Source organism: Streptosporangium sp. NPDC002607 (assembly GCF_053592655.1).
Map to the genome: position 1 here is coordinate 204,325 of NZ_JBSFWD010000008.1, position 24,862 is coordinate 229,186.

Annotated in this window: 22 protein-coding genes and 3 tRNA genes; 8 read left to right on the forward strand and 17 right to left on the reverse strand. The window is 70.4% G+C overall.

Features of this window, described 5'->3' with window-relative positions:
- The 8 genes from ACWD3H_RS12425 to ACWD3H_RS12460 all read right to left on the reverse strand — a co-directional run.
- A partial coding sequence (locus ACWD3H_RS12425) for a caspase, EACC1-associated type (protein WP_451955003.1) occupies positions 1-3,540 on the reverse strand: 3,540 nt, incomplete at its 3' end.
- Positions 3,540-3,947: an effector-associated constant component EACC1 gene (locus ACWD3H_RS12430; RefSeq protein WP_451955004.1), complete on the reverse strand. Its 408-nt coding sequence runs from the start codon at positions 3,945-3,947 to the stop codon at positions 3,540-3,542. The genes ACWD3H_RS12430 and ACWD3H_RS12425, both read right to left, overlap by 1 nt.
- Before the next feature lie 339 nt (positions 3,948-4,286).
- Positions 4,287-6,185 (reverse strand): sensor histidine kinase, encoded by a 1,899-nt coding sequence (locus ACWD3H_RS12435; protein ID WP_451955005.1) that lies wholly within the window; start codon positions 6,183-6,185, stop codon positions 4,287-4,289.
- A gap of 226 nt (positions 6,186-6,411) precedes the next feature.
- Positions 6,412-7,620, reverse strand: coding sequence for a cytochrome P450 (locus ACWD3H_RS12440; RefSeq protein WP_451955006.1), 1,209 nt, complete (start codon positions 7,618-7,620; stop codon positions 6,412-6,414).
- A 25-nt stretch (positions 7,621-7,645) separates the two neighbouring features.
- On the reverse strand, positions 7,646-8,437 hold the full coding sequence (locus tag ACWD3H_RS12445) for an ABC transporter permease (protein ID WP_451955007.1): 792 nt from the start codon (positions 8,435-8,437) through the stop codon (positions 7,646-7,648).
- Positions 8,434-9,384, reverse strand: a complete 951-nt coding sequence (locus ACWD3H_RS12450; RefSeq protein WP_451955008.1) for an ATP-binding cassette domain-containing protein — start codon at positions 9,382-9,384, stop codon at positions 8,434-8,436. The genes ACWD3H_RS12445 and ACWD3H_RS12450 overlap by 4 nt, the downstream gene beginning before the upstream one ends.
- Positions 9,385-9,407: 23 nt before the next feature.
- A complete protein-coding gene (locus ACWD3H_RS12455; RefSeq protein WP_451955009.1) occupies positions 9,408-10,256 on the reverse strand; it encodes a DUF4097 family beta strand repeat-containing protein in 849 nt (282 codons plus the stop codon).
- Positions 10,257-10,339: 83 nt separating this feature from the next.
- Entirely contained in the window at positions 10,340-10,858 is a 519-nt protein-coding gene (locus ACWD3H_RS12460) for a toxin-antitoxin system HicB family antitoxin (protein ID WP_355560692.1), read from the reverse strand.
- A gap of 247 nt (positions 10,859-11,105) precedes the next feature.
- Between ACWD3H_RS12460 and ACWD3H_RS12465 the strand changes: the two genes are divergently transcribed.
- Positions 11,106-12,116 (forward strand): hypothetical protein, encoded by a 1,011-nt coding sequence (locus ACWD3H_RS12465; protein WP_451955010.1) that lies wholly within the window; start codon positions 11,106-11,108, stop codon positions 12,114-12,116.
- Here the strand turns inward: ACWD3H_RS12465 and ACWD3H_RS12470 are convergent.
- From ACWD3H_RS12470 to ACWD3H_RS12485, 4 genes are all read right to left on the reverse strand, one after another.
- On the reverse strand, positions 12,075-12,353 hold the full coding sequence (locus ACWD3H_RS12470; RefSeq protein ID WP_451955011.1) for a DUF488 family protein: 279 nt from the start codon (positions 12,351-12,353) through the stop codon (positions 12,075-12,077). The two genes, ACWD3H_RS12465 and ACWD3H_RS12470, sit on opposite strands and share 42 nt — an antisense overlap.
- The gene (locus ACWD3H_RS12475; RefSeq protein WP_451955012.1) at positions 12,326-13,183 is read right to left on the reverse strand and encodes a 3-methyladenine DNA glycosylase; all 858 of its coding nucleotides are present in this window, start codon (positions 13,181-13,183) and stop codon (positions 12,326-12,328) included. Before ACWD3H_RS12475 ends, ACWD3H_RS12470 begins: the two co-directional genes overlap by 28 nt.
- A gap of 265 nt (positions 13,184-13,448) precedes the next feature.
- The gene (locus ACWD3H_RS12480; protein WP_451955013.1) at positions 13,449-13,883 is read right to left on the reverse strand and encodes a YybH family protein; all 435 of its coding nucleotides are present in this window, start codon (positions 13,881-13,883) and stop codon (positions 13,449-13,451) included.
- A 111-nt stretch (positions 13,884-13,994) separates the two neighbouring features.
- Positions 13,995-15,005, reverse strand: a complete 1,011-nt coding sequence (locus ACWD3H_RS12485) for a sigma-70 family RNA polymerase sigma factor (protein WP_451955014.1) — start codon at positions 15,003-15,005, stop codon at positions 13,995-13,997.
- Positions 15,006-15,229: 224 nt separating this feature from the next.
- Here ACWD3H_RS12485 and ACWD3H_RS12490 point away from each other — a divergent pair, with 224 nt between their 5' ends.
- The 3 genes from ACWD3H_RS12490 (at position 15,230) to ACWD3H_RS12500 (ending at position 16,950) form a co-directional block, all read left to right on the forward strand.
- Positions 15,230-16,651, forward strand: coding sequence for a hypothetical protein (locus ACWD3H_RS12490; RefSeq protein ID WP_451955015.1), 1,422 nt, complete (start codon positions 15,230-15,232; stop codon positions 16,649-16,651).
- Positions 16,652-16,785: 134 nt separating this feature from the next.
- Positions 16,786-16,858, forward strand: a tRNA-Lys gene (locus tag ACWD3H_RS12495).
- A gap of 20 nt (positions 16,859-16,878) precedes the next feature.
- Positions 16,879-16,950: transfer RNA gene (locus tag ACWD3H_RS12500), tRNA-Pro, on the forward strand.
- Between the two features lie 101 nt (positions 16,951-17,051).
- On the opposite strand, the gene ACWD3H_RS12505 is transcribed toward ACWD3H_RS12500, so the two are convergent.
- The 4 genes from ACWD3H_RS12505 to ACWD3H_RS12520 all read right to left on the reverse strand — a co-directional run bounded on the left by ACWD3H_RS12505 (position 17,052) and on the right by ACWD3H_RS12520 (position 19,554).
- Positions 17,052-17,125, reverse strand: a tRNA-Lys gene (locus tag ACWD3H_RS12505).
- Positions 17,126-17,711: 586 nt separating this feature from the next.
- A complete protein-coding gene (locus ACWD3H_RS12510) occupies positions 17,712-18,107 on the reverse strand; it encodes an OsmC family protein (protein ID WP_030913025.1) in 396 nt (131 codons plus the stop codon).
- A 60-nt stretch (positions 18,108-18,167) separates the two neighbouring features.
- The gene (locus ACWD3H_RS12515; protein WP_355569441.1) at positions 18,168-18,452 is read right to left on the reverse strand and encodes a hypothetical protein; all 285 of its coding nucleotides are present in this window, start codon (positions 18,450-18,452) and stop codon (positions 18,168-18,170) included.
- A 61-nt stretch (positions 18,453-18,513) separates the two neighbouring features.
- On the reverse strand, positions 18,514-19,554 hold the full coding sequence (locus tag ACWD3H_RS12520) for an NADP-dependent oxidoreductase (RefSeq protein ID WP_451955016.1): 1,041 nt from the start codon (positions 19,552-19,554) through the stop codon (positions 18,514-18,516).
- A gap of 741 nt (positions 19,555-20,295) precedes the next feature.
- On the opposite strand from ACWD3H_RS12520, the gene ACWD3H_RS12525 reads away from it, so the two are divergent.
- A complete protein-coding gene (locus tag ACWD3H_RS12525; protein ID WP_350962804.1) occupies positions 20,296-20,676 on the forward strand; it encodes a phage holin family protein in 381 nt (126 codons plus the stop codon).
- 4 nt (positions 20,677-20,680) lie between these two features.
- The gene (locus ACWD3H_RS12530; protein WP_451955017.1) at positions 20,681-22,102 is read left to right on the forward strand and encodes an aromatic amino acid lyase; all 1,422 of its coding nucleotides are present in this window, start codon (positions 20,681-20,683) and stop codon (positions 22,100-22,102) included.
- An 11-nt stretch (positions 22,103-22,113) separates the two neighbouring features.
- Here the strand turns inward: ACWD3H_RS12530 and ACWD3H_RS12535 are convergent, their stop codons facing one another.
- The gene (locus tag ACWD3H_RS12535) at positions 22,114-23,067 is read right to left on the reverse strand and encodes a LacI family DNA-binding transcriptional regulator (protein ID WP_350912172.1); all 954 of its coding nucleotides are present in this window, start codon (positions 23,065-23,067) and stop codon (positions 22,114-22,116) included.
- Between the two features lie 236 nt (positions 23,068-23,303).
- Between ACWD3H_RS12535 and ACWD3H_RS12540 the strand changes: the two genes are divergently transcribed.
- Entirely contained in the window at positions 23,304-24,224 is a 921-nt protein-coding gene (locus ACWD3H_RS12540) for an amidohydrolase family protein (protein WP_451955018.1), read from the forward strand.
- A 115-nt stretch (positions 24,225-24,339) separates the two neighbouring features.
- Positions 24,340-24,858, forward strand: a complete 519-nt coding sequence (locus ACWD3H_RS12545; protein WP_451955019.1) for a cysteine dioxygenase — start codon at positions 24,340-24,342, stop codon at positions 24,856-24,858.
- Positions 24,859-24,862 lie beyond the last annotated feature (4 nt).

Here is a 24,862-nt window from a genome sequence, read left to right on the forward strand (position 1 = left end):
AGTGTGGCCGGTGAGGGGGGTTCCGATCAGGCGGCGCGTGCCCACATCCCACAACCGCACCATGTCGCCACTGGCACTGGCCAAGGTCTTGCCGTCCGGGCTGAACGCCACCGAGATCACGCTCTCAGTGTGGCCGGTGAGGGGGGTTCCGATCAGGCGGCGCGTGCCCACATCCCACAACCGCACCATGTCGCCACTGGCACTGGCCAAGGTCTTGCCGTCGGGACTGAACGCCACCGAGATCACGTTCTCGGTGTGGCCGGTGAGGGGGGTTCCGATCGGGCGGTGCGTGACCATGCCCCACAGTCGGACCGTCCTGTCTTCACTGGCGCTGGCCAGGGTCTTGCCGTCCGGGCTGAAGGCCACCCAGAAGACCTCGCCGATATGGCCGGTGAGGGGAGTTCCGATCGGACGGCGCGTGACCACGTCCCACAGCCGGACCGTCCTGTCGGTGCTGGCGCTGGCCAGGGTCTTGCCGTCCGGGCTGAAGGCCACCCAGAAGACCTCGCCGATATGGCCGGTGAGGGGAGTTCCGATCGGACGGCGCGTGACCACGTCCCACAGCCGGACCGTCCTGTCGGTGCTGGCGCTGGCCAGGATCTTGCCATCCGGGCTGAAGGCCACCGAGGTGGCGAAGCTGGTGTGGCCGGTGAGGGGGGTTCCGATCGGACGGCGCGTGACCGCGTCCCACAGTCGGACCGTCCTGTCTTCACTGACGCTGGCCAGGGTCTTGCCCTCCGGGCTGAAGGCCACCGAGAAGACGGACTCGGTGTGGCCGGTGAGGGGGGTTCCGATCGGACGGCGCGTGACCGCGTCCCACAGCCGGACCGTCCTGTCGGTGCTGGCGCTGGCCAGGGTCTTGCCGTCGAGGCTGAAGGCCACTGAGATCACGTCCTCGGTGTGGCCGGCGAGCGGGGTTCCGATCGGCCGGCGCGTGGCCATGTCCCACAACCGCACGGTGTCGTCCCAGCTGCTGCTGGCCAGGGTCTTGCCGTCGGGGCTGAAGGCCACCGAGGTAACGTCCTCGGTGTGGCCGGCGAGCGGGGTTCCGATCGGCCGGTGGGTGGCCGTATCCCATAGCCGCACGGTGGCGTCGCTGCTGGCGCTGGCCAGGGTCTTGCCGTCGGGGCTGAAGGCCACCGAGTAGACCTCACCGATATGGCCGTGGAGGACTCCACGGCCGGGCCTGCCAATTGCGGTGAGCAGGCCGACGCGGGTTTCGGGTGTGGGGGCGATGCGCCAGGCCGCTGCCGCCAGGAGTGTGGAAGTGACAGGATCTGCCGTGCCGAGGATTTCGCTCTGTGCCGCCAGCTGGCGGGATAGCGCCAGGGTGCGCTGGTGGTCAGCGTCGTTGGCGGCGTTGATCGCGGCGGCAGCGGCGATGATAGCGATGATGAGACAGCCGACCAGGGCGGCGAGCGCGGATTGGCGCAGGCGGGCGGTGCGCCGTGCGGCGTGAGTGCCGGCTTTGAGGAACTCGTGGGCGACCGTATCAAGGGGACGATACCGAATGGGGTCAGCGTCCCACTGTTGCTTGACCTCCTGGGCAGCGGTCAGCCGGGTGCCTTGGTAGAGGAACGCTAGATCGCGGCCGTGTCGTAGCCACTGGGCTGCGTCTTCGGTGAGCTGCTGGCGGAGGAGAAGACCGGCGCGGTCGGCGTCGATCCATTCACGCAGGCGGGGCCAGGCGCGGATCAGCGCCTCGTGGCTGATCTCGACGGCGTCGGCGTCGACGGTGAGCAGCCGAGCGTTGACGAAACGCTCCAGCGCCTGCCGGGTCTGCTCCCGATCGGAAACATCGGGAGCAGAGGTCAGTAACTCGGTCAGGGGAACCCGGGTGCGGGTGTCGTTGGCGCCTTCGCCCAGGCGTATCAGGCGGGGCAGAAACTGGCGGGCGGCGCGCTGGCCAGGCAGGTCCAGGCCGGTCAGGGTGGCATCGGCGGTGTTGGCCAGGGCCCGGTTGATGCCGCCGGTGGCCAGGTAGCCGGTCACGGTGAGCGTGGCGCCCTCGCGGCGCTGCCAGGTGGACAGCAGGACGTGCGACAGCAGCGGCAGCACACCGCTGGGCTCGGACGCCTCCAGGTCGGCGCCGAGGTCTTCCAGCAGCAGGTCGACCAGGCCGGGCTGCAGGGTGAGCCCGGCCAGGCGGGCGGGTCCTTCGATGGCCTGGCGTAACTGCGCGACGCTCATCGGAGTGACCACCACCGGATGTTCCAGGGCGGTGGCCAGTTCGCTGTAGCCGACGCACCGGCCGAAGAAGTCAGCGCGGATGCCGATGACGACCACCGCGACCGTACAGGCCGCATGCAGTGCGGCCAGGAAGGCCTGGCGCTCCGCCTCGTGCGGGCACAGGGTGAACAGCTCTTCGAACTGGTCCACGATGATGACCCGCTGCCCCGGCCCGGTGAGCACATCCCGCAGACGGCCAGGGTCGCTCATCAGTTGCTGCCGCAGGTCGGCCGGAGGGGAACCGTCCAGGGGCGCGAGCCGGTCGGCCAGGGTCGTGAGCGGGTCGCGGCCGGGGGTCATCACCAGCACGCCGACCCCGGCGGCACGCTCCAGGGCAGGCATCAGCCCAGCGCGCAGCAGCGAGGACTTGCCCGCCCCGGACGGCCCGACCACCATCAACGGTCGGGCGCCGGCCGGCTGCGCGGCGACCCGGTCGGCCAGGGTGCGGGTGAGCTCGGCGCGGCCGAAGAAGAACTCCGCATCGTCCGGGCCGAAGGAGGCCAGCCCACGGTAGGGGCTGACCTCCCCCACCTGCCCGGCCGCACCCCCGTGGTGGGCCGGGTTGACGGCCAGCAGTTGCCGGTCGCCGAACCCGGTGGCCTGCCGGCGCGGCGCGGCAAAGCCCTGCTCGGTCAACGTGCGCGACAGCGACCGGTAGAGGCCGTCCACGCTCAGATACGGCCCGGCCGCCGGGTCGCCGCCGGCCAGCACCGTGATCAACGCTCCGGAGAAGGCGGTGTGCCGCTGAGCGTCCGGCGCCCACGCCGCCTCATCCCGCCCGGCCGCGGCCAGCACGTAGCTGCCGTGCTGGGTGGCGGCGAACACCTCATCCAGCCCAGAGCGCCCTGCGCTTCGGGCTCGCCCGGAAAAGCAGCAGTCCAGCACGATCAGCACCAGCGGAGCCCGGCAGGTGGACAGCACCTCGTTCACCGTCGAGTACGGCAGCGCCTGGTGGCCGGCGATGCCCTGGGTCAAATCCACACTCGCGCGGGTGGCCAGATGCAGTTCCCCGCGCGGGCTGATCAGACCGTGGCCCACGTAGTAGAAGACCAGCACATCCTCGGCTTGATCGGCGGCCCGCACCAGCGCCGCGCCGAACTCCTGCGGATCCCTTGGATCCACCACCGTGGTGAGATGGGCCGCATCCAGCCCGGCCCGCTCGATCAGGCAGCGGCCCACGTCGGCGACCGTCCGCGCGACCGCGGGCACCGGGCCCAGCCGTGACCCGGCCACATGAGCACCCGATCCGACCAGCAGCACCCGGGCGCCGGGCCGGGCCAGCATCAGCTCCGGCGGCCCATCCGCTCCCATCAGGAACCCTGGGCGCCATCGGTGTCGGCAGCGGCGGCGTCGGTGAGGACCTGGGTGAGCTGCTCGGTGAGGGCCTTGGCCGCCGCCGCGTCCAGGTCCTTGACGCCCTTGGCGGTCACCTCCATGCTGGGCTGCCCCTCGCCACGGCTGAGCTTGACGCTCACCTCACCACGACGCGATCGCAACCACGCGACCAGCACGGTCGCCGTTGAGGCGAACGCCCCTCCGGCGCCCAGCGCCATCTGCAGCCCCTCGACGACCGGACCCAGCGCACCCGGCTCGGGGTCACCTTCGACGATCCGCACCCGCCCGCGCAACTCGGGCTCCTGCGACAGCCAGGCGTACAGATCCCGCACCGTGTCCGCAGAATTCTCGCCCTCGACACTCAGCCGAACGACCACGAGCACTCCCCTATTTTATTAATGGCCCCCCGCGCCGACTCCGCGCTGTATGCGACTGGTTTCATCCGCGTACAGCAGATATCCGGAATCTACTCTGATAGCCCGGAGCAGTACACGCTTCCGCTCTATCCGGCACACCGACCGGACACCGGCAGGCCCATAATTCGGCGCTGAGTTCTGACGCGTCCTTTCTGGCCGGCGAAGCTGACGGCGAAGAGCCCCGACCGGTGGTTCGGAAAAGCAGGCGGGCGTTGCGCCGCCGTACGGCCCACGCTCCCGCAGCGCGCTTAACCGCGCTCGGTGGGAACTCGATCGCGGCCACCTGCACCCACCGGCCCGCACCGGTCATGCCGGGACGGGGAGAACAGCCTCGACCACGGTGCCGCCGTGCTCGCCGTCACGGATCGAGCAGGTGCCGCCCACCTCGGCGGCCCGTTCGCGCATCGTCGACAGGCCGGAGCCCGAGCCCCGAGCCGGCGCGCCGACGCCCACCCCGTCGTCGGTGACCCGCACCCGCAGGTCGCCCGCCCGCTCCAGCGCCACGGTGATGACCTCCGCACCGGAATGACGCCGGGCATTGGTCAGCGCCTCCTGCACGATCCGGTACGCCGCGACCTCCACCGCGGGTGGCAGCCCCTCCAGGCTCCCCCCGACGGTGACCGGCACCTCCACCGCCAGCCGCCGGATCGACTGCTCCAGCCCGACCGCGTCCAGCGTGCGGGGCCGGAGGCCCTGCACCAGCTCCCGCATCTCCCCGTTCACGGCGTCCATCCCCACCCGGAGGTCGGACAGCAGCTGATAGGCCAGGTCGGGGGAGTGTCTCAGGGATCGCCGCGCCGCCTCCAGCCCGATCGTTATCCCGGTCAACCGGCTCCCCAGCCCGTCGTGCAGGTCCCGGTGCAGCCGCCGCCGCTCCTCCTCCCGCGCCCCGGCCGCCCGTTCCCATGAGCGCCGCAGGTCATGAGCCATCTGTACGGCATGCGCGACGTCGGCGACGATCGGCACCAGGACGGCCAGCATCCGCCGCTCGTACGCCCGGGGGAAGCGCCGCGCCCCGGGCGGGCCGAGGAGCAGCGTCCCGGCGGGTTCACCGTGCCACACCAGGGGGACCTTGCGAGGGTCGTCCCCGAGCTCGCCGACGATGTGGCTCTCCTCGGTCTCGACCGCCGCCCCGGTCACCGCCAGGCCGTCGGCCACCGCCCGCACCGCCGCCTCCAGCGCCTGGGCGGGACCGGCGTGCTGGATCTGCCGCCGCAGGGCTTCGGCGTGCACCTGCGGGTCGCCGCTCCTGCCGTACAGGAACCGGTCGAGCAGGCGCTGCAGGCGCCGCTGGACGGGCAGGAACGACAGACCCGCGAAGATCGCCGCGACCACGCCGAAGAGCTCGCCGTAGTCGGCCAGGAAGAGCCCGGTGAGCGCGCCGACGGCCAGGTACGCCGTGGCGACGAAGACCACCAGGGCGCCGCCGACCAGGGCCCGGCTGACAAGCGTGTCGATCGAGTAGAGCCGGTAACGGAGTACGGCGATGGCCACCGCGATCGGCACGGCCGCCTCGCCGATGGTGTCCAGCCAGAGGTAGTCCCAGCCGAGGATCTCGTTGAAGGCGAGGTTGTCGAACGCCACGACGGGCGCCAGCCAGGCGATCTGCCGCCGCACGTCCGGGTCGGCGCGCCAGAACCGGATGAGCAGCACGAGCAGGCTCACCCAGAGCAGCGGCCCGCAGATCGCGGCGGACACCTGGTACAGGCTCGCGAGCGGCCCGGCGGACTCGTGCAGCCGCGGGATGGCGATCACCAGCAGGAGCAGCTGCCACGAGATCAGCGCCAGGTAGACCCAGCGCCATCGGGGCCGCAGCAGGCCGGCGTCCGGATGCGCGAGCGGCAGCATGAGCGCCGTGCAGGTGGTGACGGCGCTACGGAAACAGAGGAGCCAGTAGAGCGGCGGCGGGAGCGGCACCGCCCCCTGCCCGTACACCTCGTACAGGGAGATGGCGAGCGTCACCCAGCCGTTGGCCGCCCCGACCAGCAGGAGCAGCCAGCCGACGATCAGCCCGGGACGGCGCAGCACGATCAGCATGCCCAGCGGGGTGCTGAGCAGTGCCTGGACGCGGGCGGTGTCGCCGATACCGGGCGGCCGGGGGTTGATCGCGAGCTCGATGACCACGTGCGCGGCCAGCGCCGCGAGGCCGAGCGCGCCCAGGGACAGGGCCACGACCCGCACCGCGTAGTCCGCTTTCCGCCCCATGGATCCCCCCAGAAGGGGATTCTGGGGCCTGTGCCGACCTGTCAGCAAACTCTGACGACCAGGTCAGGCCCCGAGTCGCGATCTTCGGCCGGCGGCAGTGACGAAACGTCTGGTAACCCGTGCTGCCCGGGTTCCTGCGCGACCACCTCCGGCACGTGGGGGAGATCGCCGTCCGCCAGGACTCCGGATTGGATCGTCTCCCCCGGCATCACACGATTCGGGGCGGCTATTCCTGGTCCCAGGTGACCTCGAGCCGGTGCACGCCATAGATGTTCATGTTGTGGCGCAACGGAACGTCCTTGGCCGGGACGGCCAGGCGGAGGGTCGGGAACCGGCCGAACAGCGCAGGCAGCGCGACCCGCATCTCGACCCGGGCCAGCTGCTGGCCGAGGCACTGGTGGATGCCATGGCCGAAGGCCAGATGCCCGGCGGCCTGCCGGCTCAGGTCGAGGGTGTCCGGGTCGGGGAACTTCTCCGGGTCGCGGTTGGCGGTCTGGACCGCGAGGGTGACCGTCTCGCCCGCCCTGATCAGGTGCCCGTCCAGCTCGACGTCCTCCAACGCCGCCCGGACGTTGGTGTGCGTGATGGTCAGGTAGCGCAGCAGTTCCTCCACCGCCCGGTCGACGCCGCTCGGGTCGGCGCGCAGTGCGGCGAGCTGGTCCGGGTGGTTCAGCAGGGCGAAGGTGCCGAGCGCGATCATGTTGGCGGTGGTGTCGAGCCCGGCACCGAGCAGGAACGCGCCGAGGCCGGCGACCTCCTCGTCGCTCAGGTCGCTCGCGGTCAGCTCGCTGAGCACGTCGTCGGTGGGGCTCGCGCGTTTGGCCTGCACCAGTCCACGCACGTACTCCTGCAGCGCGTTCCAGGCCGCGTACATCTCCTCCGGGGAGATGTACGAGGAGGTCAGCGCCTTCGCATGACGGTTGAAGGTCGCGCGGTCCTCGTACGGCACGCCGAGCAGTTCGCAGATCATCATCGCCGGGACGGGGTGGGCGAATGCCTCGACCAGATCCACGGACGGGCCGTGGTCCTCCATGGCGTCCAAGTGCTCGGCGGTGATCTGCTCGACGCGTTCGGTGAGCACCCGCATCCGGCGAACGGTGAACCTGCCGGTGAGCAGCCTGCGGTAGCGGGTGTGCTCGGGCGCGTCGATCCCGGTGAGATCGCCGACCGGCGCGGGCGGAAACTCGGTGACGCCCGGAATCGGCAGCGGGAAGTGCATGAGCTCGTACCGGGAGCTGAACCGGGTGTCGGCCAGGACCGCGCGAGTCAAGGCATGGCCGGTGACCAGCCGGCCGACGTGCCCGTCGGGATAGGTCATCCTGGTGATCGGGTTCGCCTCACGGATCCGGCCCAGTTCCTGTGGCGGATCGAACGGACACCCCTCGGGGCGGGTGATGGGCAGCGAGTCGACCGGCGAAATCCGTTGGTGCTGCATCGTTTCCCCTTGGCTCAAGTGCGGCTTAGCGGGTGGACTCGCGGTTGAACAGCTTCTTCGACCAGAGGTAGCCGCCGAGTGCGATGACGACGCACCAGCCGACCGCGATGACGGCGTTGTTCCCGATCGGCGTGCCCATCAGCAGGCCGCGCAGGGTCTCGATGAGCGGCGTGAACGGCTGGTACTCGGCGAACCAGCGCAGCACGGTGGGCATCGAGTCGGTCGGGACGAACCCGCTGCCCAGGAACGGCAGCAGCAGCAGCGGCATACCGACGTTGCTCGACGACTCGACGGTCTTGCTGGCCAGGCCGAATGCGACCGACAGCCAGATGAAGGCGAAGGCCATCATCACCAGGACACCGATGAGGGCGAGCCAGTCGCCGGGCCCCGCCGACGGCCGGAAGCCGATGAGCAGCGCGACGCCGACGACCGCCGCGATGCTGAGCATCGTCTGGATGAGGCTGCCGATGACGTGCCCGGTCAGGACGGACACGCGGGCGATGGCCATGGTGCGGAACCGGTCGACGATGCCCTCGGTCATGTCCATGGCGATCGAGATGGTGGTGCCCTGGACCGCGGCGGTGATCGTCATCAGGATGATCGCGGGGGTGACGTAGTTGACGTAATCCGCACGTCCGCCGGAGACGCCGCCGAGCCCGGCGCCGAGCGTGCCGCCGAAGACGTAGACGAACAGCAGCAGGAAGACGATCGGCATGCCGATGAGCTGCAGTGTCATGGACGGGTAGCGCACCATGCGCTTGAGGTTGCGGCGAAGCATCGTCGCCGAGTCGGTCAGGGCGTGCGACACGGTGCTCATCGTGCGGTCACCTTCTCCTTGTTGCCGGTGAGAGCGAGGAAGACGTCGTCGAGGTCGGGGGTGTGCACGCTCAGCGAGTCGACCTCGACCGCGTTCTGGTCAAGCCGGTCGAGCAGCGCCTTCAGTGACCTGAGGCTGCCGTCGTGCGGTACGCGCAGGGCGAGCGTGTCGCTGTCGCGAGATGCCTGGTCCACGACGCGCGCGGCGGATTCGAGGTCGCGCTCGTCGGCGAACCGCAGCAGGACGTGGCCGCCGGGAATGCGCCGCTTGAGCTCGTCCGCGGTGCCCTCGGCGACGATCTTCCCGTGGTCGAGCACCGCGATCCGGTCGGCGAGCTCGTCGGCCTCCTCCAGGTACTGGGTGGTGAGGAAGATGGTGACGCCACCCGCCACGAGCTCCCGCACGATCTGCCACATGGCGCGGCGGCTGCGCGGGTCCAGCCCGGTGGTCGGCTCGTCGAGGAAGATCACCTGCGGTGAGCCGACCAGCGTCATCGCGAGGTCGAGCCGCCGCCGCATCCCGCCGGAGTAGGTCGCCGCCGTCTTCTTGGCCGCATCGGCGAGGTCGAACTGTTCGAGCAGCCGGGCGGTCCTGCGCCTGCCCGCCTTCCGGCCCAGGTGGTGCAGATCCGCCATCAGGGTCAGGTTCTCCTGACCGGTCAGCAGGTTGTCGACCGCCGAGAACTGGCCGGTGACGCCGATCGCGGCACGCACCGCGTCCGGCTCGGCGAACAGGTCGTGACCCGCGATCCGCGCGCTGCCCCCGTCGGCGCGGATCAGGGTGGACAAGATCTTGACTGTGGTGGTCTTGCCGGCGCCGTTGGCGCCGAGCAACGAGAAAACGGTGCCACGCGGGACGTTCAGGTCGACGCCGTCGAGCACGACGTGCTCGCCGTAGGACCGGCGCAGTCCGGTCGCCGTGATCGCGGATTGGGATGGCATGGTCATTGTGAACCCCTTTCGAGATCTGGTCAGGAACGGCGGACGGTGATGTCGCCGAACGACGTGTGCGCGCGGACTTCGACGGTCTGCTCGGACTTCTGCGGTGCTTGGCCGAGGCCCTCCAGCGAGTTCTCCACCCGCCCGTAGGAGGTGTTCAGGTCGAGCCATGCGGCGGTGCCGGCGGCGACACCGATTTCGAGGTGGCCGGTCGAGGTGTGCAGCGTGACGGTGTCGCGCGTGACCTGGCCGATGCGAATGGTTCCGTTGGAGGTCTTGGCGTCCACCATGGCGTCGGCCCGGTCGACGGAGATGTCGCCGTTGGCCGAGCGCACCCGCAGTTCGCCGGTGACGGTGCCGATGTCGGTGTTGCCGTTGGAGTTCTTGATGACGGCGGTGCCGCCGATCTCGCCGATGTGCACGCGCCCGGTGCTGGTGGAGACATCGGCGTTACCCGCGACCGCTTCGACGGTGATGTCACCACCGGTGGTGTCCAGTCGAAGCGGCCCGGTCCCATCGAGGCGGAAATGCCCGACCGACGCCTTGAGCCGGCACTCCCCCAGCGTGCCGACGCCGCGCAGGTCGGCCACCGACAGGTCCGCGTGCACGTGCGAGCCGGTGGGAAGTTCGATCAGCACATCGACCGACCTGGTCTTCTTGGAGAAGTCGAGCATGCGGGCCTTTGGCCCGCGGACCGTCAACGTGCCGTTGGCGTACTCGACGCGCGTCTTGTGCGCGGCGTCCACATCGGACTCGTCGGACTCGTCGCTCGGCCGCACCTCGACGACGGTGTCGGTCCGGTCGCTCGCGATGATCTGCACGTCACCGACGGAGAGCTCGATCGTGGCGGAAATCGGTTCAGGCGTGGCGAAAACCGGCATGGCTGTCCCCTCAGAATGAGTCGGAAGAACATCCCCGCTGGTCGGAGATGTAGGAGGAAAGTGGTTCTGGGTGCCGGCGTGGGTTAGCGGGCCCAGCCGGTGTAGCGCTGCGCGTTGCGCTTGCCGCGCCGGTCGGAGCCGTGGTCGCTCTCCGGGGCACGCAGCGCGGTCGAGGCGGCCCGCACCAGCCAGGCGTTGAGTGAGCGGCCTTCCTTGCCCGCCGCCTCCTCGATCGCGGCCTTGAGCTGTTCCGGGAGGCGGACGTTGATCCGTGCCACCGGGCCGTCCTCGAAACTCGCCGCGGCGTCATCGGCCGACACCGCGCCCGGATCCGGGGTGTCGGCGAGTGGCTGCTCGGCCTGCCGAACCGTCACGACGAAGTCCGGGTCGCGTCCACGCAGGTGCACCTGGACCGAACCGGGGGCCAGGTCTCGGGTGATCTCGTCGGCGGCCGCCGACAACGCCTCGAGCAGGGTGAGCCGGATCGCCGACTCCATCGACACGGTCAACCGTTCGATCAGCGCGCTGGCGTCGCCATCACCGGTCTCGACGGCGGTCAGCAGTTCGCGACCGAGGGAGGCCACATATGGGGTCAGGTTCATGGCATCACTATGGCACACCATGGTGCCATCAGCAAGCCATATTGGCTCAGATTGGCACCACTCTGGCTCAGGCTGGATGTTCAACCGATCACGACACGACAGACCGACCCCGGAACTCGCACGTCAACTGCTGGAAAGCGGGGCTCCGCGAGAAGTCAGGTGTGAGTGAAGCACTTGCCGCTTGGCGACGCGGGCGTGACGGATAAACCTGGTGCGGCCGTGCCCTGCCCTCCAGCACGATGAGGTGATGAACGATCTGTCTGAACGGAGTGTGGACCGGTCGGCGTCCGCCCCCTGGCTCGACCGGATCCTGCGCGAGGGTGCCACCCCCGGGTTGCTGAGCGCCCTGGTCGAACGGCTCTCGCCGACCGACCTGCAGACGCTGCTACTGGAGGTCTACCGCCGCCGCGCCGCCGCCGTGACACCGGGTGGCCTGCTGCGGGCCTACGAGCGCAACCGTTTCACCGCGCCGTCGGCGCTGGACGCGGGCGAGCTGGCGCGCCTGGACGCGCTCGTGCACGGACGGCTGGCCCGGCATGGTTTCACCGGGCTGGCGCTGTCACCACTCTGCCCGCTGGGTACCAACTCGGCGGTGGCGACCGTGGACCAGCACAAGGTGGTCACCACCGTCCGCAACACCGAGGTCGTCGCGGACGCCACCAACGTCCTGGCCCTGGAATGCGCGGTACGCCGCCGGGAGTCGCTGCTGGCCGCCCCTCGGTCACGCCAACGGGTTCGGCTCGCCGCCGTCCATCGGGTGGTGCGCGCCCAGGCCTTCGCCGGGCCTGGCATGTCCGCGCACTTCGCGCTGCTGGCGCTGTGCACCGCCGGTCGCGCCGAGGGGTCGTTCACCTTCGAGACGGCGGCGCTGGCCGAGCAGATCGGCGTCCACCTCGACGTCCTGCGCGGTGCCCGCGAACTCGGCTACCAGATCTCCGCCGTACGGGTGCTCCTCACCGACCTGACCGAGGGACGGCATCGCCAGGCCCTACACGAACACGTCCTGAACCGGCTCGCACCGGCGCATCCCGACACCCCGTTCGCCTTCGACGACGACCGGGTGAGCGGCCGCGGCTACTACAGCGGCGCCTGCTTCGAGATCCGCGCCGCCACCCCCACCGGGGACGACCACAGCCTCGGCGACGGCGGATTCACCACCTGGACCGCCGACCTCCTCAGCGACGCCAAGGAACGCCTGCTCATCAGCGGCCTCGGCCTAGAACGCCTCTGCGGCCTGTTCCACCAGCACGCCGGATAGCCGCGATCGCCTTCCTGAGATCCCCGCATACGAGACACAGGCCGGTACGGCGCGGCTGAATCGCTCGCGGACGGCTTCCAGGACGAGATCGCGATGACAGCGGTGTTCGTCGGCCTCGAAGCACATGACCGCTACCGCCTGCCGCCGGGCTGCTTCCGCGATTCGGTCCAGGCATTCACCCGCGTCAGCGTTGACGAGCTGTCCGGCGGTCAGGTCAGGGCCAGTAGCCGGTCGCACTCCTGTAGCAGGCGTTGGCGGAGTGGAGCGGAGCGTTCGGTGAAGGCACGCTGGGCGGTCGCGTACTCCGCGCGACCTTCGGCGGTCTCCACCTGGATCGGCCGGTAGCCCAGGGCGCCCAGGTCGTACGGGCTGGCCCGCATGTCCACGGTCCTGATGTCGCGGGCGAGCGCGAAGCAGTCGGCGACCAGCTCACTGCCGATCAGCGGCGACAGCTTGTAGGCCCACTTGTAGAGGTCCATGTTGGCGTGCAGGCAACCCGGCTGCTCCAGTTCCCGCTGGCGTTCGCGGGTCGGCTGGATCACGTTGAGCGGGCGGGCGGGGGCGGTGAAGAAACGGAACGCGTCGAAGTGGCCGCACCGCACTCCGCGCTGGTCGACGATCTCCTCGATCCGCTCGGGGGAGAGCCGGAGCGGGAAGGAGGAGTGCCGGATCTCCGCCTCCGGCGTCCGGTAGACCATCGCCCACTCGTGCATCCCGAAGCAGCCCAGATAGGGCGGACGGCTCGCGGTGGCGGCCAGCAGCTCCCTCGTCCAGCCGATCGCTGCCGCGCGCTGCGGCAGGACCAGCTCAAGGTCCAGTACGGCGCCTTCCGCGCGGTCGCGGTAGTTCGGCCCGAAGGAACTCGCCCCCGCCAGGATCACCTCGGCCCCCGGATGCCATCGCAGCAGGCGTCCGGGCCGGAAGCTGTAGTAGGTGAACAGGAAGTCCTCGACCGGGTGGGCGACCCGCTCCCGGCCGCGGCGCAGATGCGGCTCGACCCAGGCCCCGACCCGGTCCCGATGCGCCGAGGCCCGGCCCCGCCACTCCCGCTCGCTCAGCACTTCCACCCCAGCATGGTAGGAAGCGCCGGCCGGTAAGTGGTAAACGGAGACTCTTCCCTCCCCGCAGTCGTAGATCATGGTTTGGCGGGGTCTGCCGCTCTCGCCCCGGAACCGGCGCCTGACTCCCACAGGTCACTCGTACCGGATGGACCGTCGCAGCCCGCACGGCCCGGAGCCGCCCGCCTCCTGACCTGATGCGGCCTCGAATCCGGCCTGTCGCGGGCGAGAGCCGCCGTGGCCTCGCCCGCGACAGGCGCCGCCGACGGCCCCGTTACGGGCGCGGGTCGGCCCTCGCCTCGCCGATGTCCGTACCGACATCGGGGAACGAGTGATGTTCGTGGGCGACGATCCAGCGGCCGTGCTCCTTGCGCAGGCCGAGCGTGAGCCTCAGGCGGTTCTCAGGCCGGTCGGCGAGATCCTCCCGCGTTCCGCAGCGCAGCAGGGCGTGCGCGTAGGCGATGTCGTCACCGGCGGTGACGTCCAGCGAGTCGATCTGGAACAGGGCTCCCTGTCTCTGCCAGTCGAAGAAGGGCGGCCACGACTCGCGGTAGGCGTCGATACCGCGTACACCCTCGTACGGTGGCGGCACGTCGAACATCACGATGTCCTCAGAGTGGTCCGCGAGGACGCCGCTCATGTCGCCCCTGTGGACCGCCTCGGCCCAGTTCTCGACCAGAATCCGGATCTGTTCCTCGTCAGCAGGCATTCTTCGGCCCGGTCCTTTCCGGTTGGTGATCCCGTCAGGACTACAACCCGCGCCGACCCGGAAAGTCATCGCGCGCCGCCGGATCGCCCTCAGCCAATCGGCCGAAACCGGTCAGCCGGGCAGCTCCGCCGGGAGGCCGAACACCGGAAACTCCGCGTCCAGGAAGGCGACCACCTCGGCGACCCTCGTACCGTTCAGGACGAGAAGGTCCAGGCCCGCCGCGACGTGAACGCCCCTGTCCTCGTCCCACAGGTAGGTGCCGAACGCGAGCTGCCCGTTCGCCCGCGTCGGCAGGAAGCGCCACCGCCGGTTCGACATCGCCTCGGCCAGGAACGTCCGGATGCCGTCGTGGCCCTCGTACCAGGCCGTCAACGGTGGCATCGAGTACCTCGCGTCGTCTGTCAGCATCGCCACGACGGCCTCGATGTCCCCGGCCTCCCACGCGGCCGCGTACCGCCGGGCCACTTCCCGCCGCGTCGTCTCGCCCATCGCGTCCAGGGTTGCCCGCTGGGTGGTCGCCGGAAGCAGGCCGTCGAGGACCTTTCTGGCCCGTTGCAGCGCGCTGTTGACCGCCGCGACCGTGGTGTCCAGCAGGTCGGCGACCTCGCGGGCCGCGAACCCGAGGACGTCGCGCAGCAGCAGGACAGCTCGCTGCAGGGCCGACAGGTGCTGCAGCGAGGCGACGAACGCGAGCTCCACGCTCTCCAGAACCACCACTCGAGCCTCCGGGCTCAGCTCCGCCGTCCAGCTCAGCCGGTGGTCGGGGTAGGGTTCGAGCCACATCGCCTCGACCGACGGCGCGCCTTCCGGGCTCAGATCGGTGGGAAGCTCGCGGCGCCCCCTGCGCTCGATCAGGGTCAGGCACCTGTTGGTCGCGATCCGGTACAGCCACGGCCGGATCGACCCCCGGTCCTCGAACCGCTCCAGGCTGTTCCAAGCCCGGACCAGGGTCTCCTGTACGGCGTCCTCGGCGTCATGGACGGACCCCAGCATCAGGTAGCAGTGCGCGTGCAGCTGATCCCGCAGCGGTCCGACCAGACGTCCGAAGGCGTCGCCGTCACCGGCCTGGGCCGCGATCAGGAGTTCCGCCGCAGTGGACCTGTCCGTCCAGCCGTGATTCATCCGTGCTGATCCCCCGTTCTGGCCCACCGGAGCCAGGGTATGGCAGGAAAACCAAGGTGGAGTGGTGTGATCGCAGCCGACAATCCGCCCCTGAGAACCAGACCGGGAACTCACGGCCTTCACAGGGATCATCTGTCTCCCCGCCTTCTGGTTCAGACCCTCCGATAGCTGCGACCGAATAAACCAGTCGAAGTCGGATCGAACCAGCCGGGATCATGACTCCCATGACGTTCCGCAAGGACAAGGACAGAGACCGGTCCCGCCGAGAGATCCTCGCCGAGTTGCACGGCTCGCTGGATCGGCGGTACCGGCCCGAGGACGTCGCCGACCTGGTGCTGCGAGCACTGGACGGGCAGTTGTCGCGGCGCGAGCGTGTGGTGCTGGAGCGTGCGGCCAAGCACTCCTCCCGCCGCGAGGGCTGGTTCTCCTCGATGTCCACCGATTACGCGAGGCCGGTAGGTGGTGCCCGGCAGGTCGCGGCGGCGAGCCGCCTGTTCGAACGGTCGGTGGAGGTCGACCCCGACGATCCCGAATCGCTGCTGGAGTTCGCGGCGAACGTGGGGCGCGAGATCCGGTGGACGCCGGACCGCAGTGACTTCCTGGCCGACCGGCTCAACCGGGACGCCCGGAAGGCGGCAGGCATGGATCTGTCCAAGCGGCAGTACAACCGCCGGTTCAGGTTGCTGGGCCGGGTCGCCGCCAAGGCGGGCACGCTGAGCACCGAGCAGGACAAGCGGCGCCTGCTCATGGTGGGTGTCACCGGCTTCGGCGCGGACATCCCAGTGGAGCGGTTCATCACCGACGTCGACGCCGCGTGCTTCGTGGCGTACTACACCGCGCGGCGCAAGGTGCGCCGGGAGTTCAGCCTGTCCGGGCGGGAGAACCCGTTCGACGAGATCGCCCAGGTCCTGCTCAACCGATGCACGGACCGGAGCGACTGGTGGATGATCGCCCAGGCACGGACGACTCCTGACGTCCTGGAACGCCTGACCGACGAGGAGCGTGGACGGCTGCTTGGCCAGTGGTCGGCCGCCATGCGGCACAGCGCCGACGTACTACGCGCCCGCTGGAACCCCGGCACCGACCGCACCACGATGATCGTACGGCCCGGCGACGACTCCACCACATGGAACAACCTGGCGGTCGCCTACAACGCGGCTCGGGCCGGCTGGCTGGCCTGCCTGGCATCGCTGGACGCGCTGGAGTTGCTGGAGGTGGCCTGTCCGGGCAAGGTGATGCGCCTGATGGCCGCCGACCTGGCCGCCTGGCATCGCGGCACCGGCGGCGACGTCGACCCCAACACCGCGGTGTGGGCGGCGCTGCCGCCGCCCTGGGAGGTGCTGGACGGCACCGCGGCCTGCACGCGTGCCGTCGTGGAGGCGGCCTGCCGTACGGCCGGGCTGGACCCGGCGCGGACGGGCTGGACCGCGCCCGCGGCTCGACGTGGAGTGGCGGTGTTCCGGCCGACGCCCGAACTGGTGCACGGAGTGAGCATCGCCGATCCGGTGTGGGCGGCCCTGCTGCGGCGTGCCGGGATGTTCAGCGGCAGGAGTGTGAAGCCCGAACTGGCCGCCGACGTCCGCCACGGGCTGGCCTCCGGGGTGGTGGTCAGCGATCTGCCCGCCGCGGACCTTCCGGAAAAATAGGCCGGCGGCCCTGCCGTAGGTAAGCGGTGGCGCCGCCGGGCTTCAGATCGGATGAACGCCGGTGCTAGCCCGTCGACGACGCCGCCGTTATTTGGTGGCGTCCGCCACGCGGTATCGAGCACACTGGGGTGCGGCCCGCTGTAGTTCAGTGGTAGAACGCCTGGCTCTTCATCCAGGTGGGCGCCGGTTCGAGCCCGGCCGGCGGTGCCGTACACGATGGACATGGCCTCGCTGTAGCTCAGAGGTAGAGCGCCCGGCTCGGGACCGGGTGGACGCCGGTTCGAGCCCGGTCAGCGAGGCCCTCCAACGAACATTCCAGGTGGCCGGAGGGCTCGTCGCCAGGTTGGCCGGCAAACGAAGAAAGCCCAGGCCGACGATGCCGGCCTGGGCTTCTTGCAAGTGCGCCGCCAGGGACTCGAACCCCGGACCCGCTGATTAAGAGTCAGCTGCTCTAACCAACTGAGCTAGCGGCGCTTGCGACGGGGGTAACTCTAGCAGCAGCTCCGGCGCGACCGCACCTCGGTTGACCGCCACCCGGCTCCCCGCGCGAGGCTCGGGGCCGGGCCGTTCTCGGCTGTCCGGCCCCGTACACAGACTCGGGGCCGGACAGTCCCTCAACCGTCCGACCACGATCTTCTCGTGGGCTTCGCCATCGTCTTCCCCAAGACTCCGGCGGCCGTCCTGCTCCGGAATAGACTCGGGGCCGGACAGTCCCCCAACTGTCCGGCCCCGATCTCCTCGCGGGCTTTGCCATCGTCTCCCCCAAGACTCCGGCGGCTCCGCTCAGGAACGCGATCCCCCTCGCGTCCTTTTTCCGGTGAAAAGTCTCTGCAACGCTCCCCCCGGGCTTCGCAGACCCCTTGACCTGCAATAACACTACCTGGCTAAATGTAACGGGCGCGTCATCCAAAGGTTGATTTTGCGCCTACACCCAACCTTGACCCGGTATCACCGAAGCCTCCGTCAACCCCCGTCGGATACCCGAAAATCCGGCTTCCCGGAGGTAGATCGGCCTGCTTCGGACTCGGACCGGGAGCCGATCGGCCACCTCGGGCCTGGGTCAGGGGAGTTCGAGGCCGACCTCGGTCTCCTCCCGCAGTGCCCGGCTCACCGTGCAGTACCTCTCCTCGACGCGGTGGGCCACCGCGCGGAGCACCTCGGCGGCCTTCTCGTCGCCCTCGGGCAGCTCCACGTCGTAGCTGATGGTGATCGGCCCCAGCCTGCTCGCCTCGATCTTCTCCGCCTGAACGGTCATCGCCAGGCGGACCATGCGGTGGCCACGCTGGGCCGTCAGCGGCTCCACGGTGACGATGTTGCAGCCGCCGAGCGCCGCGAGCAGTAGTTCGACCGGGGTGAAAGTCCCCTGCTCGTCGCCACTGCCCATGGCGACCTCGGCTCCGCGGTCGTTGCGTGCCACGAACCCGTCCTCGGTCCGCTCCACCCTCACCTGCGCCATGACGCTCCTCCCCGGCCTTCCTCGATCTGCGGATCACCCTACAGAGGGAGGACGGCCGCCTCAGGCATCGGGATGTTTGGACAGGTATTCGATGTAGAACGGGCGCAGCGCGTCACCCAGCTCCCCGTGACCCGAGACCATGGCGTCACTGAGCAGGGCCGAGATCCGGCTGAGGTCGTTGGTCGTCTCGTCCTCGTGCCCCGATGACGCCTCCGCCGCCGGGATCAAGGAGAGCAACTCCCACAGAAAGCCGAGATCTCCGTGATGCACGGCGTAGTGGACCGCGCGATCATGCAGTTCCTGGGCCGATAGCGACTCAAGCTCATCCGTTTCCAACAGACCCACCCCCTCACGCCCCTTCTGCCCCGAGATTGTGACCATCATGCGCAATCGACGGTACGCGCAGTCAGCGCACCAGCCTGACCAGCATTTTTCCGGTGTTCGCGCCGCGGAGCATGTCGATGAACGCCCGCGGGGCGTTCTCCAGGCCGTCGACGACGGTCTCCATCGAGACGAGCCTGCCCTCGCGGAGCCAGGTGCCCACCTCGGCGACCATGTCGGGCAGCCGCGCCTGGTGGTCGGAGACGATGAATCCGCGCAGGGTGAGCCGTTTCCCCACGGCCAGGAAGAGGTTGTTCGGGCCCGGTACCGGCTCGGTGGCGTTGTAGACCGAGATCGCGCCGCACATCGCGACCCTGCCGTACGTCCTCAGCTCGTCGATGGCCGCCTGCAGGTGGTCACCGCCGACGTTGTCGAAGTAGACGTCGATCCCGCCGGGGGCCGCCTCGGCGAGCTGCTCACCGATCCGGCCGTCGCGGTAGTTGAAGGCGGCGTCGAAGCCGAGATCGCGGATCAGGTACGCGACCTTCTCCGGCGACCCGGCGCTGCCCACCACGCGCGAGGCGCCCTTCAGCCTGGCGATCTGCCCGGCCAGGCTGCCCACGGACCCGGCCGCGCCGGACACGAACACCGCCTCGCCCTCCTTGAATCGCGCGATGTCGAGCAGGCCCACGTACGCGGTGAGGCCGGTCATGCCCAGTGCTCCAAGGTAGGCGGAGAGCGGGACGCCCGGGACCTCCTCGACCTTGCGGGCCTGCCCCGCGTCGAACACGGCGTACTCGCGCCAGCCGTACCCGTGGGTGACGATGTCGCCGGGGGCGAGGTCCGGCGAGCGCGACACGACGACCTCGCCGACGGCCCCGCCGTCGAGGGGGGCGCCGATCCGGAAGGGCGGGGTGTAGGACTCGGCGTCGTTCATACGTCCCCGCATGTACGGGTCGACGCTCATGAAGAGGTTGCGGACGCCGATCTCCCCCTCCCCTGGAGAGGGCGACTCGACCTCGGCCAGCTCGAAGTTCTCCGGGACCGGCCAGCCCGAGGGCCGCGACGCCAGCCGGATCTCCCGCGACACCGTACGGCCGGCGGCACGCGCCGACGTCCCGTTCACGGCGGCGGTTCTCCCGGCGCCGGTGCCACCCCCGGCCCTCGTCCCGGCTCCCGTCTCCGGGACGGCTCCGGATCCGCCCCCGGTCCCGGCTCCGGGGGCGGGGCCGGGTCTGGGACCTGGCTTGGGGACGGGGCCGGGCTTGGGGCCTGGCTTGGGGACGGGGCCGGGTTTGGGAGCCGGGCCGGGGCTGGATCCGGGACCGGGCTTGGGACCTGGCTTGGGACCAGGGCCAGGCTTGGGAGCCGAACCTGGGCCGGCCCCGGGGCCAGGCTTGGGGCCAGGGCCGGGTTTGGGAGCCGGGCCGGGTTTAGGGGCGGGACCGGGCCTCGGACCCGGCTTGGGGACGGGCCGGCTTCCGGGTTCCGTCCCGCCTCCGGTGGGCTGATCTCCTGATCGGCCGCTGGATGGTCGGTCGTCCGACATGATGAGGCCCCCCTCGGCGATTCGCGCTTCTCATCTGGGACTTTCCCATCCGGTAGCGGTCCTCCTCGCGAGACGGCGACGCACCTGACAAGATCTCGCCACTTTCGTGACCGCATCTGGTCATGGATGCGAAACTTTACACGGAAGCCGGGACGCGGTCCGCCGCCCCGGGCGCCATCACCACCGTGCCCGTGGCGCTCGGTATCGATCGGATCAGCAGGCACTCAGCCGACCAGCAAAGTGTCTAGTGTCCGTATATATCCGCTTCGGGCGGCAGATCTGCCGCCCGCCCGACCATCCATGCGAGGATGCCCAAACGTGAAGATAATCATCAAAATACTGGTGGTGGCCGCCGCCCTGTGGGCGGCGACCCGGCTCGTGGACGGCATCACGGTGTCCGCGCAGACCCCCGTCAAGGAGATCGGCACGCTCCTCGCCGTCGCCCTGGTGTTCGGGATCGTCAACACCGTTCTCAAGCCCATCATCAAGACGCTCGGCTGCGCCTTCTACATCCTCACGCTGGGCCTGTTCGCCCTGGTCGTCAACGCCGGGCTGCTCCTGCTGACCAGCTGGATCGCCAAGGAGCTCAGCCTGCCCTTCCACGTGGAGGGCTTCTGGCCCGCGTTCTGGGGCGCGATCGTCATCGGCCTGGTCAGCTGGATCCTCGACCTGATCCTCGACGCGATCGTCGGCGACTGAGCCGATGGTCGTCCTCCTTGACGGCACCCACCTGACCTGCGAGCAGGTCGATCGGGCGGCTCACGGCTCCGGGGTCGCGCTGGGCTCCACGGCCCGCGCGCGGGCGGCATGGCGGACGGCCACCCTGCTCGAAGGGCCGGTGTACGGCCGGACCACCGGTGTGGGCGCCAACAAGGACGTGGAGACCGAGGCCGCCGGTCTCGGCCTGCTCCGCAGCCACGCGGGCGGCGCGGGACCGCGGATCGAGGAGTTCCGTGCCCGCGCCACCCTCGTCGTCCGCCTCAACCAGTTGCTCGCCGGTGGCTCGGGGGTCGACCCCGCACTCCTGCCGGTACTCGCCGCCGCCGTCAACCGGGGCCTGACCCCGCCGATCCGCACCTACGGCGCCATCGGCACCGGCGACCTCACCGCCCTGGCCACCACCGCGCTCTGCCTGGTGGGCGAGCTTGCCTGGAGACCTCCCTCCAGGAGCGCACAGACCGAGGGCGCACGAACCGAGGGCGCACAGACCGGGCCCCCCGCCGGAACGCGGGCCGACGAGCCCGTACCCCGGTTCGCGCTCGCCGCCGGTGACGCGCTGCCGTTCATCAGCTCGGGTGCGGCGACCCTGGCGGACGCGGCACTGGCCTGCCATCGCCTGGGAGTCCTGCTGTCCGCCGCCACCGCGGTCGCGGCCCGCTCCTTCCTGGCCGTCGAGGCCTCGCTGGAACCGCTCTCCCCCGTCGTGCAGCGCGGCCCCGAGCAGACCTCGATCGCGGCCGAGCTGCGCGACCTGGTCGGCGCCACCAGCCCGCGCCGCGTGCAGGACCCGTACGGCTACCGCGCCTTCCCGCAGGTCCACGGGGCCGCACTCGACGCTCTTCGCCACGCGGAGCGGACCGTCGCCGAGGAGATGAACGCGGCCCCGGAGAACCCGTTGATCGCCGACGGCCGGGCCTGGCACAACGGCAACTTCCACTCGGCGCGGGTCGCGCTCGCCCTCGACGCCCTGCGGGCCGCGCTCGTGCAGACCGCGACGGTGAGCGCCGCCAGGCTCGCCACCCTGAACGACCCGGCCCACACGGGGCTGCTCCCCTTCCTCGCCGAGCGCCCCGGCGGCTCCGGGGTGATGATCCTCGAATACGTCGCGCACTCCGCCCTGGCCGAGCTGCGCCATCTGGCCGCCCCCGTCACCCTGGGCGGCGCCGTGCTCTCCCTGGGAACCGAGGACCACGCGAGCTTCACCCCGCAGGCGGCCCGCTCCGCGCTCGCCGCCGTCGAGCCGCTGGAGATCGTCCTGGCCTGCGAGCTGGTGGCCTCCGTACGGACCCTGCGCCTGCGCGGCGTCCCCTGCGACCTGCCCCTCGATCCCGCGCTGGACGACCGCCCGCTGGACGCCGACCTCGATGTGGCACGCGGGCTCCTGCCCGGCCTTGCCGTTCGCTGACTCCCCGCCGGTCAGCCGACCGAGCCGCGCTCGTGGAGCTGGGGGGCCTGGACGATGCGGCGGCGGCGCGGGTTGCCGTCGGCGGCGGCCACCACCATCCGGACGGCGGCGCGGACGATGCCGTCGATGTCCCAGTCGACGGTGGTCAGGCCGGGGGTGAGCAGACCCGACATGGGGTGGTCGTCGTAGCCCATCACCGACACCTCCGACGGGATGACCAGCCCCCGTTCGGCCGAGGCCGCGTAGACGCCGTAGGCGATCGAGTCGGCGAAGCAGAAGAACGCCCGGTGCCCGGCGTCGAGCATCTCGCCGGCGACCCTGGTGGCGGATGCCGGCGACTGCGGGGCGGTGACCAGCTCGATGTCCAGATCCAGCCGCCCGGCCTCGGCCATGACGTGCACGTCGGCGGGTCTGTCGGGGGTGCTGGCCCTGGTCGAGGTGAGGACGGCCAGGCGCCGGTGCCCCCGCTCGCGCAGGTGTTCCAGGGCCAGGGTCACCCCGGCCCTGTTGTCGAAGACGACCTCGCCCGCGGCGCGCGCTCCGGCCAGCGCGTCACCGATCGACACCACCGGCAGCCCCTCGCACAGCTCGGCCCAGAGCGGTGCCGCGGGGTCGACCGGCTGCACGATCAGCGCGTCCACCCGCTGGTCGCGGAGCTGCCTGGCGAGCGTGTGCTCCCTGGCGGGGTCACCCGCGGCGTCCAGGATCAGGGCGTAGCGGTCGTTGTCCTTGAGCGCGCGGCCGATGCCGACGGCCAGCGCCTGCTGCCAGAGATCCTCCAGCGAGCCGCAGAGCAGGCCGATCATGCCGGTTCTGCCGCTGGCCAGCGCGCGGGCGATGGGATCGGCCTCGTAGCCGAGCTCGGCCGCGGCCTGGCGCACCCGCTCGATGGTCTCCTCCGAGACCTGCATGCCGCGCAGCGCGTACGAGACGGCGGCGGGTGACAGGCCGGTGGCCTTCGCCACCTCACGTATGGTCGCTCGTTTCCGAGGCTGGGGCATCGGACCAGCCTATTCCTCAGGACCTCTGGGAGCGCGCTCCAGGGCGGATCACATCTTTCCGGAGGTATTGACACAATAGTAGGTGAAACGGTTCACTGAAACGGTTCACTGAACCGTGTCACTGTTGGATGTACCATGGTGAGAGCGGTTACCTATATTGTAGGTAGGGAATACCTCGATAGTCCGGGAGGAGGACGGTTGTGACCGTCGACGTTCACCAGCATTTGTGGACGCCCGCGTTCGTCGACGCGCTCAGGCGCCGCACGGCCGCCCCCCGCCTCGACGGCTGGACCCTCCACACGGACGGCGAGCCCCCCTACCAGGTCAACCCCGCGGACCACGACCTCGCCGCGCGCCTCGCGCTGAACTCGGACCTCGCCCTGGCCCTGGTGTCGCTGTCCAGCCCGCTCGGCATCGAGTCGCTGCCGCCCGAGGACGCCTGGCCGATCATCGACGCCTACCACGAGGACGCCCTCGCCCTGCCCGCGCCGTTCGGCGCCTGGGCGGCGACCTGCCTCAGCGAGATCGATCCGGACAGGCTCGCCAGAAGCCTCGACACCCGGCATGCGGGGCGGAGGTTCGCCGGGCTCCAGCTGCCCGCGACCGCCGTGCGCGACGCCGCGGGCCTGGCCAGGGTCGCCCCGCTGCTCGACGCGCTCACCGAGCGCGACCTGCCGCTCTTCGTGCACCCCGGCCCCGCCCCCGAGGCCGAGGAGCCCGAGGGGGCCGGGGTGCCCGGCTGGTGGCCCGCCGTCGTGCCGTACGTGCAGCAGATGCACGCCGCCTGGTACGCCTTCGCCGCCTTCGGCCGGGCCCGTCACCCCCGCCTGCGGGTCTGCTTCTCGCTGCTCGCCGGGCTGGCCCCGCTCCACTCCGAGCGCCTGGCCAACCGCGGCGGGGAGGGCCGGGGGCAGGTCGACCCCGGCATCTTCCTGGAGACCTCCTCCTACGGCCCGCGCGCCATCGACGCGATCATCCGCGAACTCGGCGTCGACGTCGTGGTCAGCGGTTCCGACCAGCCCTATGCCGCCGCCCCGGACCCGGGACTCGGCGACGCCGCCTGGCACGCCATCGCGGTCACCAATCCCAACCGTCTGCTGAATCGAAAGGAGTCGCGTTAGTGAACCAGTCCCAGGGCCGTGAGAGCTGTGCGCTCCCGGCGACGACGGCCCCGAACGGCGAGATCGCCAGGCGAGTGGACAGCCACGGCTCCAAGCCGTCCGGCGGTGAGTCCTCATGAGCTACGAGGCCCTGCCCGCCCGCGCCCTCGACCGGCGCGAGCTGCTCGACCTGGTCAACGAGCTGGCCGCCGACCCCTCCCGGTGGGAGGACCAGGTCGAGTTCCCCGAGGAGGGGGGCCGCCACTACGCCTCCCTCTACCGTGACTCCCACGTCGACATCTGGCTGCTGTGCTGGCGGCCCGAGGACGACACCGGCTGGCACGACCACGACACCTCCTCCGGCGCGGTCCGGGTGGTGGCCGGGACGCTTCTGGAGTGCAACCCCCGGATCGGCGGCGAGCACCTGGAGACCATGATCTCCGAGGGCGAGTCCTTCTCCTTCGGCCCCGACCACATCCACCGGCTGAACGGCGCGGTGCACGGCAGCGTCTCGATCCACGCCTACTCGCCGCCGCTCTGGCGCCTGGGCCAGTACTCGATCAGCGACAGCGGCGTGATGCGCCGCGTCTCGGTCAGCTACGCCGACGAGCTGCGCCCGCTGGACGACGTCGAGCAGATGGTCGAGGTCGCCTGAGGCC

What these genes read in the sequence shown, in the direction of transcription:
- ACWD3H_RS12435 (WP_451955005.1), bottom strand. Translation starts at nt 6,185, where the DNA reads ATGGGGCGGAAAGCGGACTACGCGGTGCGGGTCGTGGCCCTGTCCCTG.
- ACWD3H_RS12440 (WP_451955006.1), bottom strand. Translation starts at nt 7,620, where the DNA reads ATGCAGCACCAACGGATTTCGCCGGTCGACTCGCTGCCCATCACCCGC.
- ACWD3H_RS12455 (WP_451955009.1), bottom strand. Translation starts at nt 10,256, where the DNA reads ATGCCGGTTTTCGCCACGCCTGAACCGATTTCCGCCACGATCGAGCTC.
- ACWD3H_RS12450 (WP_451955008.1), bottom strand. Translation starts at nt 9,384, where the DNA reads ATGACCATGCCATCCCAATCCGCGATCACGGCGACCGGACTGCGCCGG.
- ACWD3H_RS12460 (WP_355560692.1), bottom strand. Translation starts at nt 10,858, where the DNA reads ATGAACCTGACCCCATATGTGGCCTCCCTCGGTCGCGAACTGCTGACC.
- ACWD3H_RS12465 (WP_451955010.1), top strand. Translation starts at nt 11,106, where the DNA reads ATGAACGATCTGTCTGAACGGAGTGTGGACCGGTCGGCGTCCGCCCCC.
- ACWD3H_RS12510 (WP_030913025.1), bottom strand. Translation starts at nt 18,107, where the DNA reads ATGGCGCAGGTGAGGGTGGAGCGGACCGAGGACGGGTTCGTGGCACGC.
- ACWD3H_RS12485 (WP_451955014.1), bottom strand. Translation starts at nt 15,005, where the DNA reads ATGAATCACGGCTGGACGGACAGGTCCACTGCGGCGGAACTCCTGATC.
- ACWD3H_RS12445 (WP_451955007.1), bottom strand. Translation starts at nt 8,437, where the DNA reads ATGAGCACCGTGTCGCACGCCCTGACCGACTCGGCGACGATGCTTCGC.
- ACWD3H_RS12545 (WP_451955019.1), top strand. Translation starts at nt 24,340, where the DNA reads ATGAGCTACGAGGCCCTGCCCGCCCGCGCCCTCGACCGGCGCGAGCTG.
- ACWD3H_RS12530 (WP_451955017.1), top strand. Translation starts at nt 20,681, where the DNA reads ATGGTCGTCCTCCTTGACGGCACCCACCTGACCTGCGAGCAGGTCGAT.
- ACWD3H_RS12490 (WP_451955015.1), top strand. Translation starts at nt 15,230, where the DNA reads ATGACGTTCCGCAAGGACAAGGACAGAGACCGGTCCCGCCGAGAGATC.
- ACWD3H_RS12480 (WP_451955013.1), bottom strand. Translation starts at nt 13,883, where the DNA reads ATGCCTGCTGACGAGGAACAGATCCGGATTCTGGTCGAGAACTGGGCC.